Annotated in this window: 19 protein-coding genes and 1 pseudogene; 10 read left to right on the top strand and 10 right to left on the bottom strand. The window is 71.6% G+C overall.

The window, feature by feature from the left end:
- Positions 1-75 precede the first annotated feature (75 nt).
- Together AB0M54_RS12250 and AB0M54_RS12255 are read left to right on the top strand one after the other, a co-directional pair.
- Entirely contained in the window at positions 76-864 is a 789-nt protein-coding gene (locus tag AB0M54_RS12250) for a hypothetical protein (RefSeq protein WP_364470622.1), read from the top strand.
- 234 nt (positions 865-1,098) lie between these two features.
- A complete protein-coding gene (locus tag AB0M54_RS12255) occupies positions 1,099-1,239 on the top strand; it encodes an SEC-C metal-binding domain-containing protein (protein WP_364322245.1) in 141 nt (46 codons plus the stop codon).
- A 127-nt stretch (positions 1,240-1,366) separates the two neighbouring features.
- On the opposite strand, the pseudogene AB0M54_RS12260 reads toward AB0M54_RS12255, so the two are convergent.
- Positions 1,367-1,597 (bottom strand): annotated as a pseudogene (locus AB0M54_RS12260) (IclR family transcriptional regulator C-terminal domain-containing protein); the annotation flags it as partial.
- A gap of 444 nt (positions 1,598-2,041) precedes the next feature.
- Here AB0M54_RS12260 and AB0M54_RS12265 point away from each other — a divergent pair.
- A complete protein-coding gene (locus AB0M54_RS12265; protein WP_364470624.1) occupies positions 2,042-2,914 on the top strand; it encodes a shikimate dehydrogenase in 873 nt (290 codons plus the stop codon).
- Positions 2,911-4,311, top strand: a complete 1,401-nt coding sequence (locus tag AB0M54_RS12270; RefSeq protein ID WP_364470626.1) for an Nramp family divalent metal transporter — start codon at positions 2,911-2,913, stop codon at positions 4,309-4,311. The genes AB0M54_RS12265 and AB0M54_RS12270 overlap by 4 nt, the downstream gene beginning before the upstream one ends.
- 67 nt (positions 4,312-4,378) lie before the next feature.
- Here the strand turns inward: AB0M54_RS12270 and AB0M54_RS12275 are convergent, their stop codons facing one another.
- Both AB0M54_RS12275 and AB0M54_RS12280 read right to left on the bottom strand, forming a co-directional pair.
- On the bottom strand, positions 4,379-4,603 hold the full coding sequence (locus tag AB0M54_RS12275) for a DUF397 domain-containing protein (protein ID WP_364322239.1): 225 nt from the start codon (positions 4,601-4,603) through the stop codon (positions 4,379-4,381).
- A 92-nt stretch (positions 4,604-4,695) separates the two neighbouring features.
- Positions 4,696-5,478 (bottom strand): hypothetical protein, encoded by a 783-nt coding sequence (locus AB0M54_RS12280; protein ID WP_364470628.1) that lies wholly within the window; start codon positions 5,476-5,478, stop codon positions 4,696-4,698.
- Positions 5,479-5,528: 50 nt separating this feature from the next.
- Between AB0M54_RS12280 and AB0M54_RS12285 the strand changes: the two genes are divergently transcribed.
- On the top strand, positions 5,529-6,062 hold the full coding sequence (locus tag AB0M54_RS12285; protein WP_364470630.1) for an N-acetyltransferase: 534 nt from the start codon (positions 5,529-5,531) through the stop codon (positions 6,060-6,062).
- Here the strand turns inward: AB0M54_RS12285 and AB0M54_RS12290 are convergent.
- From AB0M54_RS12290 to AB0M54_RS12300, 3 genes are all read right to left on the bottom strand, one after another.
- Complete coding sequence (locus tag AB0M54_RS12290; protein WP_364322233.1) at positions 6,054-6,353, bottom strand: hypothetical protein; 300 nt, start codon at positions 6,351-6,353, stop codon at positions 6,054-6,056. The two genes, AB0M54_RS12285 and AB0M54_RS12290, sit on opposite strands and share 9 nt — an antisense overlap.
- Positions 6,325-8,484, bottom strand: coding sequence for an EAL domain-containing protein (locus AB0M54_RS12295; RefSeq protein ID WP_364322231.1), 2,160 nt, complete (start codon positions 8,482-8,484; stop codon positions 6,325-6,327). Before AB0M54_RS12295 ends, AB0M54_RS12290 begins: the two co-directional genes overlap by 29 nt.
- Positions 8,485-8,750: 266 nt before the next feature.
- Positions 8,751-9,986, bottom strand: a complete 1,236-nt coding sequence (locus tag AB0M54_RS12300; RefSeq protein ID WP_364470632.1) for an MFS transporter — start codon at positions 9,984-9,986, stop codon at positions 8,751-8,753.
- A 97-nt stretch (positions 9,987-10,083) separates the two neighbouring features.
- Between AB0M54_RS12300 and AB0M54_RS12305 the strand changes: the two genes are divergently transcribed.
- The 4 genes from AB0M54_RS12305 to AB0M54_RS12320 are packed head-to-tail and all read left to right on the top strand — an operon-like array spanning position 10,084 to position 14,049.
- Positions 10,084-10,770, top strand: coding sequence for a response regulator transcription factor (locus AB0M54_RS12305; protein ID WP_364322227.1), 687 nt, complete (start codon positions 10,084-10,086; stop codon positions 10,768-10,770).
- A 41-nt stretch (positions 10,771-10,811) separates the two neighbouring features.
- The gene (locus AB0M54_RS12310) at positions 10,812-12,545 is read left to right on the top strand and encodes a HAMP domain-containing sensor histidine kinase (protein WP_364470634.1); all 1,734 of its coding nucleotides are present in this window, start codon (positions 10,812-10,814) and stop codon (positions 12,543-12,545) included.
- Positions 12,542-13,498 (top strand): TIM barrel protein, encoded by a 957-nt coding sequence (locus AB0M54_RS12315; protein ID WP_364322223.1) that lies wholly within the window; start codon positions 12,542-12,544, stop codon positions 13,496-13,498. Before AB0M54_RS12310 ends, AB0M54_RS12315 begins: the two co-directional genes overlap by 4 nt.
- A complete protein-coding gene (locus AB0M54_RS12320) occupies positions 13,483-14,049 on the top strand; it encodes a hypothetical protein (RefSeq protein ID WP_364470636.1) in 567 nt (188 codons plus the stop codon). Before AB0M54_RS12315 ends, AB0M54_RS12320 begins: the two co-directional genes overlap by 16 nt.
- A 69-nt stretch (positions 14,050-14,118) precedes the next feature.
- On the opposite strand, the gene AB0M54_RS12325 is transcribed toward AB0M54_RS12320, so the two are convergent.
- Genes AB0M54_RS12325 through AB0M54_RS12340 form a run of 4 tightly spaced genes read right to left on the bottom strand, consistent with a single transcriptional unit; the run spans position 14,119 to position 17,175 of the window.
- Positions 14,119-15,057 (bottom strand): 2,3-dihydroxyphenylpropionate 1,2-dioxygenase, encoded by a 939-nt coding sequence (locus AB0M54_RS12325; protein WP_364470638.1) that lies wholly within the window; start codon positions 15,055-15,057, stop codon positions 14,119-14,121.
- Positions 15,054-15,923 carry an alpha/beta fold hydrolase gene (locus AB0M54_RS12330; protein WP_364470640.1) on the bottom strand — a complete coding sequence of 290 codons (870 nt, stop codon included), beginning with the start codon at positions 15,921-15,923 and terminating at the stop codon, positions 15,054-15,056. Before AB0M54_RS12330 ends, AB0M54_RS12325 begins: the two co-directional genes overlap by 4 nt.
- The gene (locus AB0M54_RS12335; RefSeq protein ID WP_364322215.1) at positions 15,920-16,414 is read right to left on the bottom strand and encodes a cupin domain-containing protein; all 495 of its coding nucleotides are present in this window, start codon (positions 16,412-16,414) and stop codon (positions 15,920-15,922) included. Before AB0M54_RS12335 ends, AB0M54_RS12330 begins: the two co-directional genes overlap by 4 nt.
- A complete protein-coding gene (locus AB0M54_RS12340) occupies positions 16,414-17,175 on the bottom strand; it encodes an SDR family oxidoreductase (RefSeq protein WP_364470642.1) in 762 nt (253 codons plus the stop codon). The genes AB0M54_RS12335 and AB0M54_RS12340 overlap by 1 nt, the downstream gene beginning before the upstream one ends.
- A 39-nt stretch (positions 17,176-17,214) precedes the next feature.
- On the opposite strand from AB0M54_RS12340, the gene AB0M54_RS12345 reads away from it, so the two are divergent.
- Positions 17,215-17,985, top strand: coding sequence for an IclR family transcriptional regulator (locus AB0M54_RS12345; RefSeq protein WP_364322211.1), 771 nt, complete (start codon positions 17,215-17,217; stop codon positions 17,983-17,985).
- Positions 17,986-18,053: the final 68 nt, after the last annotated feature.

The raw sequence follows: 18,053 nt of genomic DNA on the forward strand, positions 1-18,053 counted from the left end.
AACGCCCTAGCGAAGAGGTGGAAGAACATGAACGGCTCGTTGCGCAGGCAGGGAAACCGCCGCTGGTGGAAGCCCGTGACAATTGGCGCCGCGGCGCTGGCCGTGACCGCCGGTGGGCTCGGCGTGGCGATGGCCTCGGAGGGTGACTCCGCGGATGCCCCGTTCGGCGTAATCTCCTGTCCTGACGTGGCCGGTGCGCTGCCGGCCATCCCGGCTCGCGCCCAGGCCGAGGTGGACCGCAACCTGGCCCTGTTGCAGACCCAGATCAACGAGGCCAACGCCCGGCTGTCCCGCGACGGCGACCAGGGCGGCCCCAACTTCGTGAACAACGCGATCCTGACTCCCCTGAAGGACAAGCGGATCAGCACGATCGACCGGATCGCCATCTCGATCGGCCGGGCCGGCGAGAAGCCGCAGGGCCTGGACGCGCTCGCGGCGTGCTCGGTCTCCGACGAGGCCGCCCCGCCGGCCGAGGAAGCCCCGCCCGCCGAAGAGGCCCCGCCCGCTGAGGAGGCCCCGCCGGCCGAAGAGGCGCCCCCGGCCGAGGAGGGTGACAACGCGGACGCTCCGTTCGGCGTGATCTCCTGCCCCGACGTGGCCGGCCAGCTGCCGGACGTCCCGGCGTCGGCCCAGGCCGAGATCGACCGCAACCTCGCCCTGCTGCAGACCCAGATCGACGAGGCCAACGCCCGCCTCTCCCGCGACGGCGACCAGGGCGGCCCCAACTTCGTGAACAACGCGATCCTCGGGCCGCTGGAGGACAAGCGGGTCGCCACGATCAACCGCATGGCCACCGCAATCGGCCGCACCGCGGCGAAGCCGGTCGGACTCGACGCACTCGCCCCCTGTGTGTTGAACGACTGAGCCGCCGCCCGTGAGATCGGCGATCATCGTGGCCGCGCGGTGGTCGCCGATCTCTGGCCCATCCACTAAATGACCTGCGTCGTGACGGACCCTTCGGCTAGCCTTCCGGCGCAACGTCGACCCTGGGAGGCAGCCATGCACCGCGACCACGACGCCGAGGCGTCCTTTTGAGCCGACCAGCAAGCGTCGCCGGGGGTTCCCTCTAGCGAGACGCAGGTCAAACGCGGCGACCGGGTGGTCGGCGCGGACAAGGAACTGATCGAGAAACTCGGCGGCAACGACCCGTGCCCGTGTGGTTCCGGGCGGCGGTTTCCGCCGGTGCTGCCGTCGGGGCGGCCGGTTCGACGACGCCAACGGGCACTACTACGTGCGTGACTGAGGCGTCTCCCGCCCGAGGGCCCGCGCCACCACCTGGAGCGCGGGCCCGACGGCTCTCGGGTGGACGGCATCGGCCCGGCCCGAAACCCCCACGGCAAACCCGCATTCCGGGTACGACCACAGCCAGCCCGCCGCGCCCCCGGCCGGACTCCTCACACTCGTAGGCGATGCCGCCGGCCCGGATCCGGGCCAGTTCCCGCCGCAACTGCCGCGCATCGGTGATCGTCTGCGGCCCGGCCGCCACGAGCGGCGCCTCGCAGATCTCATCCACGGCGTCCTCGCCCCCCGCCGCCAGCAACGCCTTCCCCGCCGCACCCGCATGCGCATGCCCACCCCCTTTGCTCTGCGTACTCATACTCACCCCCCAATCGACCTGGGAAAACGTCTCGAAGGGGGTTTCGCGGACCTCATTCCGGGCCGGCGGCTCGGCCGAGGCGTTCGGGGCAACCGGGCCGGAATCGGCGGGTGACCTGGGGTTTTCTCCCGCGGCAGCCTGGCCTGGCGGCGTCCGGCTTGGGGGGTACGTATGAGTGCTCAGAGCAAAGGGGTGGGGTGGTGATGAGGTAGGTGACGCGGGGGCCGTCGAGCGTCGCCAGGTGGGCAGTGAGGGTGGTGGCGGCGGCTGATGTCGGACACGCGCTGGGCGCGGGGGGAAGTGTCGAAGGTGGACAGGACGGCCGCCACGCGGGCCACGACGACGTCGGGGTTCCGCTGAGCGGCACGGTCCATCGCGTCTCCTTGACAAAGGGTGCGCCTTTGCCGGTTACTAACGTACCAGTTAGTACATCAAGGAGCACGAATGCCGACGACACGGTGCGGCCTGATCGGCGCGGGCATCGCGACCTCGCTGTCCCCCGCCCTGCACGAGGCCGAGGGCCGGGCCCACGGGCTCGATCTGACGTACGCGCTGATCGACGTCGACGACCCGCACACGCCGCACGACCTGGGCACCCTGCTCGCTCGCGCCGAGGCGGCGGGGCTGGCCGGCGTCAACGTGACCCACCCGTTCAAGCAGCAGGTGGTCGGCCTGCTCGACGACCTGTCGCCGCAGGCCCGGGACATCGGCGCGGTCAACACCGTGGTGTTCCGGGACGGCCGGCGGTTCGGCGACAACACCGACGCGTACGGGTTCGCGCAGGCGTTCCGGCGCGGGCTGCCCGGCGCCGAAATCGAGCGGGTAGTGCAACTCGGGGCGGGCGGCGCGGGTGCGGCCTGCGCGTTCGCTCAGCTTGCTCTGGGCGTACGCCACCTGACCGTGATCGACCCCGACGAGGAGCGACGGGGCCGGCTGGCCGAAGCCCTCAGCGCGCGTTTCGAGATCGACCGCATCGCGGTCGCGCCGCCGGACCGTCTCCCGGGCGCGCTGGCCGGCGCGGACGGCCTGGTCAACGCCACCCCGGTCGGCATGAGCGCACAGCCGGGCCTGCCGCTGCCGATCGACCTGCTGCGGCCGGGGCTGTGGGTCGCCGACATCGTCTACATGCCCGTGGAAACGCCGCTGCTGCGCGCCGCCGACCGGCTCGGCCTGCGCTCGCTCGGCGGCACCACGATGTGCGTCTTCCAGGCCGCGGCCGCGTTCGAGCTGTTCACCGGGCTCGTGCCGGACACCGGCCGAATGTTCGACCACCTCAACCGTCTGCTGACCCACCCCGCCCCCGGAGGTGTCCGATGAGCAAGCCCCTGACCCGCCCGCCCGACGCCGAGCCCGTCCTCCGCGACCTGCCCGAACCCCTGTCCCTGCGACGGATGATCGGCCCGGGCGTGGTCGCCGTGGGGATCGGCCTGGCCGCCGGCGAGATCATCCTGTGGCCCTACCTGACCGCGATCGGCGGGCTCGGCCTGCTCTGGCTGTCGATCACCACGCTGCTCGTGCAGTTCGTGATCAACATGGAGATCGAGCGTTACACGCTGGCCACCGGGCAGACCGCGGTCGCCGGCTTCTCGCGCTGGTGGCGGGGCTGGGGCGTGATCATCTGCCTGGCCGGCGCGTTCCAGTACGTGTGGCCGGGCTGGGCGACCAGCGGCTCCACCGTCTTCACCTACCTGGTCGGCGGCGGCAACCCGGTGTGGATCACCGTGGTGGCGCTGGTGCTCATCGGCGTACTCCTCAGCATCTCGAAAGTGATCTACAAGACGATCGAGCGGGTGGAGGCCGTCAAGGTCGGACTGACCCTGTTCTTCCTGGTCGTCGTGGTGGTGTTCGTGATCTCGGCCGCCACCTGGGGCGAGGGCGCGCGCGAGGCGGTCACCGGCTTCGGGCAGATCCCGTCGGCGATCACGTTCACGCTGATCCTGAGCGCGATCGGGGCGGCCGGCGCCGGCGGCGTGCACAACCTGGTGCTCAGCAACTGGATCCGGGACAAGCGGTACGGGATGGGCGCGCACGTGCCCCGCCTGATCTCCCCGATCACCGGCCAGGAGGAGGCGTCCGGGGCGGCCCGCTACACGTTCCCGCAGGACCCGGAGAACCTGTCGCGCTGGCGGGTGTGGTGGAAGCGGACCAACACCGAGCACCTGGTGGCGTTCCTGCTCGTCTGCTTCCTGACGATCACGATCATGAGCCTGCTCGCGTACGAGACCCTGTTCGGCCGGGACGACCTCAAGAACGACCCGTCGTTCCTCCGCATCGAGGGTGACGTGCTGGCCGCGTCGGTCGGCACCTGGCTGAAGATCCTGTTCTTCGCGATCGCCGCGGTGTCCCTGTGGGCCGCCGCGATGGGCCTGCTCGACGTGATCGGCCGGGTGGTCAGCGACTACGTCTCGTCCTTCGTCTCCCAGCGCGTCAGCGAGTCGAAGCTCTACCTCGCCGTGGTGTGGGGCGAGATCGTGCTGGGGTCGATCATCCTGCTGGCCGGCTTCACCCAGCCGCTGGGCCTGCTGATCGTCTCGACCTGCGCGGCGTCGGTGGTCACGCTGCTCTACTCGTGCCTGCTGGTGAAGCTCAACGTACGCGACCTGCCGGCCGCCATCCGCCTGCGTGGCTGGCGCCTGTTCGGGATCTTCGCGGCGATCGCCTTCTACGGCTTCTTCGCGGTCGCGATGGTCGTCACCCAGCTGCAGAAACTCTGAGGCGCAGAAGCTCTGAGGTGGCTGAGCGGCGGGAGCGCCTGTGGCCGGGCGCTCCCGCCGCGGTTCGTCACTCGATGAAGCCGAACTCGTCGGCCTTGCACCCAGCGACGAACGCCGCCCATTCCGCGTCGCTGAACGTCAGCGCGCCGGACTCGGGCGATGTGCTGTTACGAACTGCGATGCCGCCCTCCACCGCGGCGACCTCGACACAGTGGCCGGCGGCGCCGCTGAACGAGCTCTTCCGCCACTCACCCACGCCGTCCAACTCCTCAGCACCGAGAAACACACTCATCCGAACCGCCTCCGACAATCGCTAGTTGTAGTCCCCTGCCGGTGCACTAGTCAAGCCGCAACTGGTCGCTGGTCAACGGACAGGAAGTGCGATCACGTCAGCCAGCGGGACCGCAGGGCCGGGACGAGCTCGGCCTTGCGGTCGTCGAAGGTGGCCTCGGTGTGGTGAAACGCCTCCACAATGGCCTGGAGAGGGTCGGACTCGGCGGCGCCGAAGAGGGCCGGGACGGCGAACGACGGGCGATGGATGGGCGGGCGCGGGCCGGTGGGCTTGCCGAAGGACACGTAGCCGACGAAGTTTCTGGTCGCGCGCGGGTGGATGTGGTCGTAGGCGGCTTCCGGGGTGTCGAAGGGTGGCGGCAAGGGGTCGCCGCTCTCCAGCGCCGTCAACGCCGCGGCCGCCGCGGGATCGCCGGTCAGGTCGGCGATCTCGAAGGCCTGGCGGGCCAGCCAGGTGGCGATCTCGCGCTGGGCCGACGGCGGCTGGGCGGCGAGCTCATCGAGCAGGTCCCGGTGGGAACGGGCCATGTTGCGGGCGTTGCCGGTCAGCTCGCGCAGGCGTGGGGTGGGCGCGCGGCCACCCCACTCCCGGCGTTCCGCCGCGGCTTTCTGCTCGGCTCGCACGGCGGCCAGCCGTTGCTCCACCTCTTCCCACTCGTCCGACACCGGCGGCTCGGTCTCGTGCCAGGTCATCGTGAACGGGACCGAGCCGGTGTGCAGGCCGGTGATCATCGCCAGGGCATCGGGGACGCCGGCGCCGCAGAGGCCGTTGCGCTGGCCGCCGGACGCGCGGCTGACGTCGGGCATCTCCCCGGCGATGGTCAGGTTGATGAAGCGGTAATGGACGTGGATCTCGCCGTCGAACAGCACAGTCACGCCGACATGATGCCGAAAAATCGGATGACAGCGTGGGTAGCGTCCGAGACATGATCCTGCGTGAGGAAACCGCCGCCGATCACGATGCCGCGCGTGAGGTGCAGCGGGCGGCGTTCGGTGGCGCCAAGGGCGACGTGGTCGCACGGCTGCTCGATGCGCTGCGACGCGATGATCCGAAGTGGACGGGCGTGGTCGCCGAGGACGGCGGCGAGGTGATCGGGCACGTGCTGTTCACCACGAGCCTGCTGGACGCGCCGAGCCGGCTGGTCGACGTGCGGGTGCTCAGCCCGATCGCGGTCGCGCCGGACCGGCAGCGGCAAGGGGTCGGCAAGCGGCTGATCGAGTACGGGGTGGCGCTCATGGAGGAGCGCGGCGTACCCCTGGTGTTTCTGGAAGGAGACCCGGCCTACTACTCGCGCCGCGGCTTCTCGCCCGGTGGCGACCACGGGTTCCGGAAGCCGTCGCTGCGCCTCCCGGACGTGGCGTTCCAGGTGGTCAAGCTGTCCGCGTACGAGGAGTGGATGACCGGGACGCTGGTCTACCTGCACACCTTCTGGGACCTGGACTGCGTCGGCCTACGGTGACGGCCGCTCGTCGTCGAGGAGCGGCGCGAGCTGGGTCAACAGCTGCTGGGTGCTGACGTTGGGCGGCAGGTCGACGGTCAGGCTGAGGCCCGGGCCGCGCACGGTCAGCGTGGTCGGCTCGCCGGCGGCGCGACGGGGCTGACGCAGGCGCCACTGGCGGAGCGACGAGGCCAGCCGGGGCGCGTACTGCTTGAGGGTGGCCAGCGTGACGATGCTCGCGGCCACGTTGACGCCCTCGATGGCGATCACGATGCCGGCGGCGTCACGCACCCCTTCGTAGGGAAGAGCCACCTCTCGCAGCACTTCCTCGGGCAAGTTCAATCGCACGTGGTTCGTCGTCACCGTTGACACGGGCGGCAATCTCCTTGCGGGTCTCGAGCGGCAACCGCCGGAGCCGGGCGGCGGCCGGTTCGCCGGTGATGTAGCCCTGCACGTGGCGGATCTTCTGCTCGGCGATCTGCCGAAGGGTGACCGGCGACTCCGCGTCGACGCCCTCGACGATGACCACCCGCGGCGCGTGGGTCTCGCCCCGGTCGAGCGCGTCCCGGGCCATCGCCACCACGAACGAGAGCTCCAGCAGGGCCTGCCGGTGGTGCAGGATCGCCCGGTCCACCTTGATCTGGGTCAGCGGCAGTTCGGCCATGCGGGACAGGGAGGCGTACGCGGCGCCGAAGTCGTCGACCGCGAAGCCGACACCGATGTCCCGCGCGATCTCCACCAGCCGGTTGTGGAAGTAGGCGTGCGGCTCGTCCGGCCACTGCTCGCCGGCCCGGGGCTCGATCGGGTCGCGCTCGGAGATCTCCAGGGTGACCGCGGCGGGGTCGAGGTTGGCCGCGGCGATCGCGTCGCGGACCGATTCGATGTACGGGTCGCTGAGCAGCGCCCGCACCGACACGTTGACCGACACCGGCTTCGGCACATCCCAGGGGCCTTCGGCGTGCGCGCGGGCGTACGCCATGAGGGCCTTCTCGGTAATGATCTTGTCACGGGCGACCACGAAACAGTCGCCCCAGACATCCGGCACCTGGAGCATCGCCGCGGGCGCGCGCGGATCTTCCAGGGACCGCCGGGCGAGCGCCTCATAGCTGTGCACGCCGACCCGCTGAGGCGTGGGCCCGATCGTGACGACCGGCTGGAAGACGATCTCCAGCGACCGGATGACCTCTTGATATTGCTGGTAGCAGCGCTCGAACATGGGCGTGGGCAGCCGGCCGAAGGTGGCCCGGAGGGCGGTCAGGGCCGACACCTCGGCCTCCAGCGGATGGGTCGCGAAGTCGGCCCGCCAGACGGTCTCGAGCACCTTCGCCACCAGTTGCCCGGCCGCCGCCAGATCGGGCCGGGGGTTGACCACGACCAGGACCAGCACCTTGTCGGCCGCCCGCTTCACCGGCGTGCACAGCAGGGTGAGCCCGGTGAACTCGACGGTGTGGCCGAACCACTCCGGGTTGGTCGGGAGGACCGACTCCTCGGCCGGCTGGATCAGGTGGCGCAGGTCTTCCAGGTCGAAGCGCGGGGTGGCGTCGACCGTCTTGATCTCGGCCGCGGTGTATTCGAGCAGCGCCACCGAATCCGCCTCGGTCGCCGACCGGATGTGCTGAACATTGGCCGGGAGCGGCTCGGAACTGCCCGACGCGGTCGACGTGCGGGCGGCGTGCGAGATGCGGTCGATCAGCGCCAGAATACCGGCCGAGTGGGCGTCGAGCGGGTTACCCAGCGGCGTCAGGTCGACACCGACCGGCACCGAGGACACCACCGACGGGCCGACGCCGGACTCGTCGGCCTCGGGGCGGGTCAGGACCGTGGTGCCGCCCCAGCACTTGGTCACGACCCCCGGGGTCGGGTCGAGCGCCTGCTCCTGGACGTAGTTGCTCATCGCCTGGAACGTCACCTGGCCGCGGCGGTCGACCGCCTGGCCGCGCAGGCCGCGGAGCACGTGATGGGTCAGCACGCCGTGGCCGAGCGCGGCGTCCTCGCGGGTGGTGCCGTTCCGCGCGCAGGCCATCAGGGCGCTGTACCGGGCCTCCGGCCGGCCCTCGTGACTGATCATGTCGATGGTCTGCTCGGTGGTGGCGATCAGGCTGCCGGCCCGGCAGCAGTCGAGGATCAGCAGGGCGGTGCCGGGGAAGCGGCCCAGGACGTGCCGTTTGAGGTACGACATGCGCAGGCCCGCATCCGGGTCGTGCGCCAGCACGCGATCGTCGAGGTCGGGCGTGACCAGGTAGACGTCGGTGCCGCGGCTCCACTCGGGCTCCATGGTGTGCCCGGCGAAGTAGACCAGCAGCACGTCGTCGTGGCCGGCGTCGTGCACGGCCCACGAGAGGGAAGCCTTGAGGTCGGCGACGCTCGCCTCGGGACCCAGGTGGAGTCGAACGTCGGCCGGGTCGAACGTGCCGATCTCGGGATCACAGAGAATATCCCGCACTGAGCGTGCATCTTTTTCGGCGAAAAGAAGGGACGGAAGGCCGTCATCGAGCGCGGTGTTGTCGACGCCGATGATCACCGCAATGCGCCGACCGGCCACCTCAGAACGTCCCTGGAGTTCAGGCCATCCACCATGGAGGGCCGCCCAGAGCAGGGTACCGGTCGATCACCAAGGGTCAAACTTGATCAATCAATCTCGGGCCGAACGGGCGGCCAACGTTGCCCGGTGATCGCGACCAGTGGTAGGGCCGCCCGGCATCGCGGCCCCTATACGGAGGCCGCGTCGCTGTCGGCGTGGGCGATGCTGGTCATCGAGCGCCACAGCAGCACCACGAAGGCGGCTGACCCGGCGAAGGCGAACCAGAACGGCGCGGTCACGCCGAAGTTGGTGGCCAGGGTGCCGCCGATGACCGAGCCGACCACCAGGCCGCCGTACACGCAGATGGTGTTCACGCTGGTCACGCGCCCCTGCAACGCTTCCGGGACGGCTCGCTGGCGCACCGTGATCGACGTGGTGCCCCAGATGAAGGCGTGCGCCCCGAAGACGAAGAAGATGGCCAGCGCCACCGGCGCCGAGGTGGTCACGGCCAGGGCCAGGTGGGTCAGGGTCTCGAGGATCAGGCCGGCCCGCATCACGTTGCCCAGGCTGACGCGGGCGGTGATCCAGCCGTACAGGGCGGTGCCGAGCAGGCCGCCGACCGCCGACGCCGCGGTCATCAGGCCGAAGCCGATCGCGCCCAGGCCCAGCCGCTCCGACGCGTAGAGCACCAGCACCGACCAGGCCGCGCCGAACGTGAAGTTGAAGATCAAGATCGTCAGGACGAGGGTACGGACGGCAGCGTGCCGGATCGTCCACGCGAAGCCCGCCCGGACGTCCTGCCAGACCGACGCCCTCGCGGACGGCGTGGCCGGCGGCAGGGTGAGCCGGGCCAGCAGCAGCAACGCCGCCACGATGAGCACGGTCTCGGCGACGAACGGCCAGACCCAGCCGGCGGCGAACAGCGCGGCGCCGATCGGTGGGCCGGCCAACTGGTTGAGCGTCAGGAAGCCGGTCTGCGTGCGGGCGTTGGCGATGGCCAGGTCGGCCCGGGGCACCAGCATCGGCGTCAGCGTGGCCGTGGTGTTGTCGGCGAACACCTCGGCCGTGGCCAGCAGGCCCAGTCCGATCAGCGCGCCGGCCACCGTGAGCCGGTCGGTGGCCAGGGCCGCGACCAGCCCGAGCAGCACCAGGAAGCGGACCGCGTTGGCGACCAGCACGATGCGCCGCCGGTCGAGGCGGTCGGAGAGCACCCCCGCGTACAGCCCGAAGACCATCGGCGGCGCCCAGCGCAGCAACGCCGCCATCGACACCAGGAACGGCTCGTCGGTCAGCGCCGCCACCAGCAACGGCCCGGCCGCCGCGGCGATGCCGTCGCCCAGGTTGGTCAGCCAGGACGAGGCCAGCAGCCAGCGGAACGGGGAACCCAGCCGGGATGGAACCGCGCGGTCAACCAGCCTGCTCACCGCGAGACGGTATCCGGCATTTCGCTGACCAACCAGCCGTTTTAGGAACCTGTTAGGTTCACGCCGCCCGCTCGATGGGGCGGTTATGGTCGTCGCCGTGTGTGCATATCTGCTGGTCGCTGAGGATGACCGGGGTCAGGCCGAGGTGCTTCGGCGCTATCTGGCCGCCGACGGTCATGACGCGGTCGTGGTGCACGACGGGCGGGCCGCGCTGGAGCAGGTTCGGCGGCGCACGCCGGATCTGCTGGTGCTCGACGTCATGATGCCGGGGCTGGACGGGTTGAGCGTCTGCCGCATTCTGCGCGCGGAATCGGAGGTGCCGATCCTGATGCTGACCGCGCGGGCCGACGAGAGTGATCTGCTGACCGGCCTGGACGGCGGCGCCGACGACTATCTGACCAAGCCGTACAGCCCCCGGGAGCTGACTGCCCGGGCCCGTGCGCTGCTGCGGCGGAGCGGTGGGCGTACCCAGGAATCGGTGTTGACCGTCGGCGGGATCACCGTCGACGTGGGCCGGCACCTGGTGCACGTGGACGACCGGCTGGTGGAGTGCACGCCGGGCGAGTTCGCGATCCTCGCCGTCATGGCCGGGCAGGCCGACCGGGTGTTCACCCGCGGCCAGCTCCTGAAGCACACCCGCGGCGTGGAGCGGGATTCGGTGGAGCGCAGCATCGACGTGCACGTGCTCAACCTGCGGCGCAAGATCGAGCCGAGCCCGCGGCGGCCGGCCCGGCTGGTCACCGTGTACGGGATCGGCTACAAGCTCACGGCCGGCCCCGCGTGACGCGGGTGCCACCGCACCGCAGCCTCATCTTCCGTCTCCTGATGGCGTCGCTGACCATCGCCGTGGCCGCGATCGTGGCGACGTCGTGGCTCGCGTCGCAGTCCACGTCGCAGACGATCAGCCAGCAGATCGGGCAGTCGCTGAGCGACGACAAGAGCGTGTACGACGAGTTGCTCGGCTACGCCGCGACGCACCGGGACTGGTCGGGCGTCCAGCCGGTGATCGCCGCGCGGGCCGCGAAGCTCAACCGGCGGATCACCCTGATGACCGGGAACCGGGAGGTGATCGTCGACTCGACGGCCGGGCCGGCGCTGGCCACGGCACGTCCGTCGGCGACCGTCGACCCGCTGTCGGTGGATCTCGGGCTGTCCGGGCGTACCGAACGGATCGATCCCCGGATCATCGGCCCCTACCGCCTGACGCCGGCCGAGCAGCGGGGGATGCGCGCCACCCTGGAGGCGTCCCTGGAGTGCCTGCGCCACTTCGGCAGCGACGGACAGATCGTGACCGGTCCGCACAACCGGCCCAAGCTGGTCATCACCGAGGTGGGCAAGCCGGAGTACACCTGCCGGCTGCTGCCCGAGGCGACCCGGTCCGAGACGCGGGCGCTGAACTCGCTGCGGAAGCTGATCGCCACCTGCGCGACGGAGAACTACGACGAGGTCTGGGTCGCGCCGGACCTCACGGTCCGGGTTCTGGACACGGCCCGGGGCACGTTCGACCCGGCCCGGTCGGCGCGGGCGGCCGGATGTCTGGAGAAGGCGCGGCGTACGCAGCTCGAGCCGTACACCGCTCCCCCGGCCCTGCTCTTCGTGACCGACCCGGCCGACCCGACCGCCCGGCCCGGCTTCCCGCTCACCCGCCAGAACCTCATTCGCACGGGTACGACCACAGCCGTCGTGCTGATCCTCGCCGTACTCGTCACCATCGTGGTCGGCGGCCGGCTGGTGCGACCGCTGCGCGCGCTGGCCGAGGCGGCCCGCCGACCGGCCGTCAATCAGCGGGTGCCGGTCACCACCCGGGACGAGATCGGCTACCTGGCCACGGCGCTGAACGAGCTGGCCGAGCGCCGCGAGCAGTCCGAGCAGCAGCGCCAGGCCATGGTCAGCGACGTCGCGCACGAGTTGCGGAACCCGCTGACCAACCGCAGCTGGCTCGAGGCGGTGCAGGACGGTCTGGCGACGGTGGACGGTCCGCTGCTCACCCTGCTGCACGACGAGACCGTGCACCTCCAGCACATCGTCGACGACCTGCGTGACCTGGCCGCGGCCGACGCCGGCAGCCTGCGCATGCACCCCGAGCCGCTGCACGTGGCCGACGCGATCGAGCAGGTGGTCGAGGCGCACCGCCCGAACGCCACGGCCGCCGGGGTGCGGCTGGCCACCGACGTCGCCGGTGACCCGGTGGTGGTCGCCGACCCGCTGCGGCTGCGGCAGCTCGTCGGCAACCTGCTGTCGAACGCGATCCGGCACAGCCGGCTCGGCGGCACGGTCACCGTCCGGACCGCCGCCGGCGTCGGTCGCCTCGACCTCGCGGTGGCCGACACCGGGGCCGGCATCGCCCCGGACGACCTGCCGAAGGTGTTCGACCGGTTCTGGCGGGCCGACGAGTCGCGCAACCGGGCCACCGGCGGCAGCGGCCTCGGCCTGCCCATCGCGCGCAAGATCGCCGAGGCGCACGGCGGTGGCCTGACGGTGGAGAGCACGCCGGGCGCCGGGACGACCTTCACGGCTACCCTTATGTACGAACCAGTACATCAAGGAGCCCAGCCATGACCCGCCGGACGATCGCCACGGTCTGCATGTCGGGGACGCTCGACGACAAGCTGGCCGCGGCCGCCGCGGCGGGGTTCGACGGCATCGAGCTGTTCGAGAACGACCTGGTGGTGTCGCCGTGGTCGCCGGCCGAGATCCGGGCCCGCTGCGCCGACCTGGGCCTGAGCATCGACCTCTACCAGCCGTTTCGCGACTTCGAGGCGGCGCCGGCCGCCCTTGCCGCCAACCTGGCCCGGGCTTCGGTCAAGTTCGAGGTGATGGCCTCGCTGGGCGTGGACACCATGCTGGTGTGCAGTTCGGTGTCGCCGGCGGCGGTCGACGACGACTCGCTCGCCGCGGATCATCTGCGCACGCTGGCGTCCCGGGCGGCCGACCGCGGGATGCGCATCGCCTACGAGGCGCTGGCCTGGGGCCGGCACGTGTCCACCTGGGACCATTCGTGGCGGATCGTGCAAGCCGCCGATCATCCGGCTCTCGGGCTCTGCCTCGACTCGTTCCACGTGCTGTCCCGGTCGGCCGACCTCACCGGCATCGAGGACATCACGCCCGGCAAGATCTTCTTCCTGCAGCTGGCGGACGCGCCCCACCTGCGGATGGACGTGCTCCAGTGGAGCCGCCACCACCGGCTCTTCCCCGGGCAGGGTTCGTTCGACCTGCCGGATTTCGTCCGCCGGGTGCACGCCGCCGGGTACGACGGCCCGCTGTCGCTGGAGGTCTTCAACGACGTCTTCCGGCAGTCCGACCCCGAGCGGACGGCCGTCGACGCGATGCGCTCCCTGCTCGCCCTGGAGAACCGGCTCCCGGCCGCGCCCGACCTGCACTCCCACGCTTTCACCGAGTTCGGGGTGGACGGGCGCTCCGGGCCCGAGCTCCAGAACGCGTTGCGCGGCCTCGGTTTCACGCACACCGGCCAGCACCGCTCCAAGCCGGTCGAGCTGTGGGAGCAGGGCTGACCGGCGTCGACCACCTCGGGCTGGCGCAGCCGTTCGACCACTTCGACGAGGCCGGGCTCTTCTACCGCTCGGTGCTCGGCCTCGACCAGCTCACCACCGAGGAGTACGCGGCGCCGTTCGGGCTGATGCGCTCACGGGCCTTCGCCACCGGCGGCCGCACGATCCGGCTCGCCCTCACGGTGGCGCTGCTGCGCCGCGGCGACTGGGCGCCCGCGGTCGTCGACCCGCAGCACGTCGCCTTCGCCACCGGGGACATCTTCGCCACGGCGGCCGCGATCGGCCCGGCCCTGGCCGTGCCGGACAACTACTACGACGACCTGACGGCCCGGTTCGCCCTGCCCGCCGAGACCGTGGAACGCCTGCGCCGCTTCGGCATCCTCTACGACCGCGACGCGGCCGGCGGCGAACTGCTGCACCTCTACACCCCGGTCCACGGCGGCCGCGTCTTCTTCGAGATCGTCCAGCGCTCCGGCGGCTACGACGCCTTCGGCGAGACCAACGCTCCGGTACGGATGGCCGCCCACCGCCACCTGCGCCTCGCATCGCGTTAGATCGTGCCTGGACCTCGCCGGTCCCCCTCCTGGCCGGCGAGGTCCAGAGCCATGTCGACGATCAGGACATCACGCCGGCACCGGGAAGGTCGCGCCGATGGCCATGCCGGTGATCCATTCCGGCACCGGCTCGTAGCTGTCCCAGACCAGCGGGAGCCCGGCCGCCGCGTGGCCGACCAGCCAGGTGCGGATCTCGTGGCCGCCGCTGCCCGCCTCCTCCTCCAGCTTGTCGTGGCCCAGCTCGACGATCGGGCCGAGGTCGCGGGTGTAGAGCTGGCGCAGGAACCAGCGGTCCCAGTCGGCGTTGACCGGCGCGTCCGGGTTGCCGGCCATCGCGCGTACCCGTGGCTCCCGGACCGCGGCGAAGGCGCGCGCGTCCTGCCGGCCGTGGATCAGCGACGAGCGGCGCTCGCCGACCACCGACGGGTCGCGCGGGTCGTTGGACGGCAGCCAGTGCGACAGCCCGCCGCTGGCCACCACCAGCACCCGGCCGGGGTCCGGGGCGTGCCGGATCGCCTGGCCCAGCGCCTCGCCCAGCGCGACGCAGCGGGCCAGGCTCGGCAGGGGCGGCGCGGCGGTGTTCAGGACCAGCGGCACCAGCGGGATCCCGGCGCCGCCGGTGGCCATCTCGTAGCTCTGCACCACCCCGTGATCGACGGTCAGCGCGTACGACAACGACACGTCGAACCCGGACTCGGCCAGCCCGTCGCGGATCGCCCAGCCCAGCCCGGACGCGACCGGCACCGGACCGGCCGTGCTGCCGAAGTCGCCGAAGCCGGTGGCCTCCTCGACGCCCAGCACGAACGGCGGCATCTGGTCGTAGAAGTTGGCGTGGAAGTGGTCGGGCCCGATCACCACCACCGCGTCCGGCCGCAGCTCGGTCACCGCGGCGCCGACCTTTGTCGAATCGGCCAGGAATCGCCCGCCCGGTTCGCCGTCCCGCGCCGGCGGCAGCAGGGTGGCGAACGGCGAATGGGACATCCCGGCGAAGCCGATGATCTCGCTCATGACAGGTCCTTGCCGTGGAGCAGAAAGGATCGGTGCGCCTCGAGGTATTCGCCGACCTTCTCCCACTGCGGCCAGTGGCCGGCGTCGGCGATCACGTGCAGCCGGGCGTCGGGCAGCCAGCCGAGCAGCAGGTCGGCCTCGTCCAGGCCGCCGGTCGGGTCGTGCTCGGTCCAGAGCAGCAGCGTCGGCGCGGCCACCCGGGAGACCCACTGAGGACTCCACGCGTAGTCCTTGCGTACCGCGGGATCCTGAAGCACCAGGGTGTTGGTGATCGCCTGGAGGAACCCGGGCCGGGTGTAGACGGCCTGGCGCAGCCGGACCAGCTCGTCGGTGACCATCTCCTTGTGGTGGAAGAGGAACTCCACCCGCCGCCGCACGGTCTCGTCGCTCGGGTCGCGCACCGCGGCCATCGTGCTGTCCCGCATCCGGGCCATCACCTCGGGCCTGTTCGCGATGTTGCCCGGGGTGTTCAGCACCAGCCGGTCGACCCGTTCCGGGTGATGGGCGGCGGTCCAGGCGACCACCCAGCCGCCGAGTGACTCGCCGGAGAGGTGGGCGCGGCCGATGCCCAGCGCGTCCATCAGCCCGATCAGATGATCGGACAGGACATCGATGGTGTACGGCCGGTCCGGCGTGTCCGACCACCCGTGCCCGACCATGTCGTACGCGGTGACCCGGAAGTCGGCCGCCAGCCCGGCCAGGTCCCGGGCGTACGCCTCGAGGTGACCGCCCGTGCCGTGCAGCAGGATCAGGTCCGGGCCGTCGTTCCCGGCCCGCAGCACGCGGGTACGAACACCGCCCACATCCACGAACCGCAGCTCGTGCTCGACCGTGGCCAGCTCGCCCCAGATGCTCACATGGGTCATGTCCCCGCCCCTTCCCGGGCTTCCTTCATCGTGACCAGCCCGGCGCTCTCCCGGCGGGCCACCCCGAACAGGCTCAGCAGCCGCGAGTTCTCGATCGTGAGGAACTCGACCGGCTCGTCGGCCGAGTCGTTGTAGTGCCGGTGCCAGGTCCACGGCGGGGTGTAGACGAACGCGCCGGTCGACCACTGTTCGACCTCGTCCTCGACCTCGGTGTGGCCGGTTCCGGAGATCACGAAGTGCACGGTCTCGTGGTAGTGCCGCTGCATGTCCGAGCTCAGCCCGGCCGGGATGGTCTGCCGGAACAGCTCGAACGTGGTGGTCGGCAGCTTCCCGGCGATCCGCAGCGTGGTCGGGTTGTGCACCTGGGCGGCCGGCAACGTCTCCAGCTCGCGATCATGCACCACGATCGGGCGGGCTTCGCCCGGCCGCACCGCCGACGAGATCGCGCCGAGGAAGTCGGCCAGGTCGAATCCGGGTCCGGACGTCGTCATCAGGGAGTCTCCGTTCTGCCACCGTCGACCGTGAGCACGGTCCCGTTGACGTAGCTTGCGGCAGCCGACGCGAGGAACGTGACGGCCGCGCCGACCTCCTCGGGCCGGGCCGCCCGGCCCGCCGGCACCGTGGCGACGTCGGCCGCGTCCAGCTCGGCGTAGGTGGCGCCGGTGGCGCCGGCGCGGGCGGCCAGGATCTGGTGGCGCCGGTCGGTCGCGGTCGGCCCGGGGGCCACGCAGTTGACCGTCACGCCCCGGTCCGCGTGCTCGCGGGCGAGCAGCTTGGCCGCGCTGGTCACCGCGGCCCGCAGCACGACGCTGGTGGCCAGGTCGGGCTGGGGCTGGCGGACCACCGTCGAGGTCACGAACACCACCCGGCCGAACCCGCGCCCGGCCATCGCCGGCAAGGCCGCGCGGGCCAGCCGCAGCGGACCACGGAGCAGCAGCTCGAACGCGTCCTGCCAACCGTCGTCGGTCACGTCGAGGATCCGGGCCGGGGGCGGGCCACCCGCGTTGAGCACGAGCACGTCGGCCGCCGTGGTCAGCCGCGGGAGGTCGGTGGCCAGGTCGGCGACGACCGTGCTGATCCCGGCGCCGGTGCGTTCGGCCAGCGTGGCCGCGGCCCGGTCCAGCGCCGCCGGGCGCCGGCCGACCAGCACGACGTCGTGCCCGGCCCGGGCCAGGCCCTCCGCGGTGGCGAAGCCGATGCCCGAGGCGCCGCCGCCGACGAGCGCCGTTCTTCTGCTGACTGGCTCCCCCATAGCGCCTAGCCTGACCGTCATGACCTTTCGGGACCTACAGTGAGTCCCGCTGAGCGGGACGCGGGGGTCGGCGGGCTCGATCGGGCCGCCGCGATCCTCGGCGCCTTCGACGAGCACCACCGCGAGCTGACCCTGGCCGCGCTGGTCACCCGCTCCGGGCTGCCGCGCTCGACCACGCACCGGACCGCGGACAAGATGCTCCGGCTGGGCTGGCTGGACAAACCGGCCGAGCGGTACCGGATCGGCAACCGGCTCTTCGAGCTGTCCGGCCTGGCGCCGGTGCGGCACGAGCTACGCGAGGCGGCGCTGCCGTTCCTCCAGGACCTGTTCCACGCCACCCGGACGACCGTGCAGCTCGGGGTGCTCAGCGGCATCCAGGTGCTGCTCGTCGAGAAGATCACCGGGCATCGGCCGATGCCGATGTTGTCGCAGGTCGGGGCGTTGCTGCCGGCGTACTGCTCGGCGCTCGGCCGGGCCATCCTGGCGCACAGCGACGAGGCCACCGTGCAGGCGGTGATCGACGGCGGGCTGGAGCGGCGTACGCCGCGGACCATCACCTCGGCCACCGCGCTGCGCCGGGAGCTGGCCGCCATCCCCGATCGCGGGCTGGCCGTCGAGCGCGAGGAGGGCAACATCGGGATGAGCTGCGTGGCGGCGCCGATCTTCGGCCCGCTCGGCGGGGTGGTCGCCGCCGTCTCGGTGACCGGGCCGGCCGCGCTGATCCGGGCCGACCGGGCCGGGCCCGCGGTGCGCCTGGCCGCGGCGGCGGCCTCGCGGGCGTACTCCAGCACCAGTTTTCCGTCCCGCTGAGCGGGACCGTCGCTAGGCCGTTTTCGGCCGGGGCCCGCACGCTGTGAGCCGGCGCACATCGGCGAAAC

The sequence above is a fragment of the Actinoplanes sp. NPDC051470 genome (assembly GCF_040682035.1).
GTDB lineage: Bacteria > Actinomycetota > Actinomycetes > Mycobacteriales > Micromonosporaceae > Actinoplanes.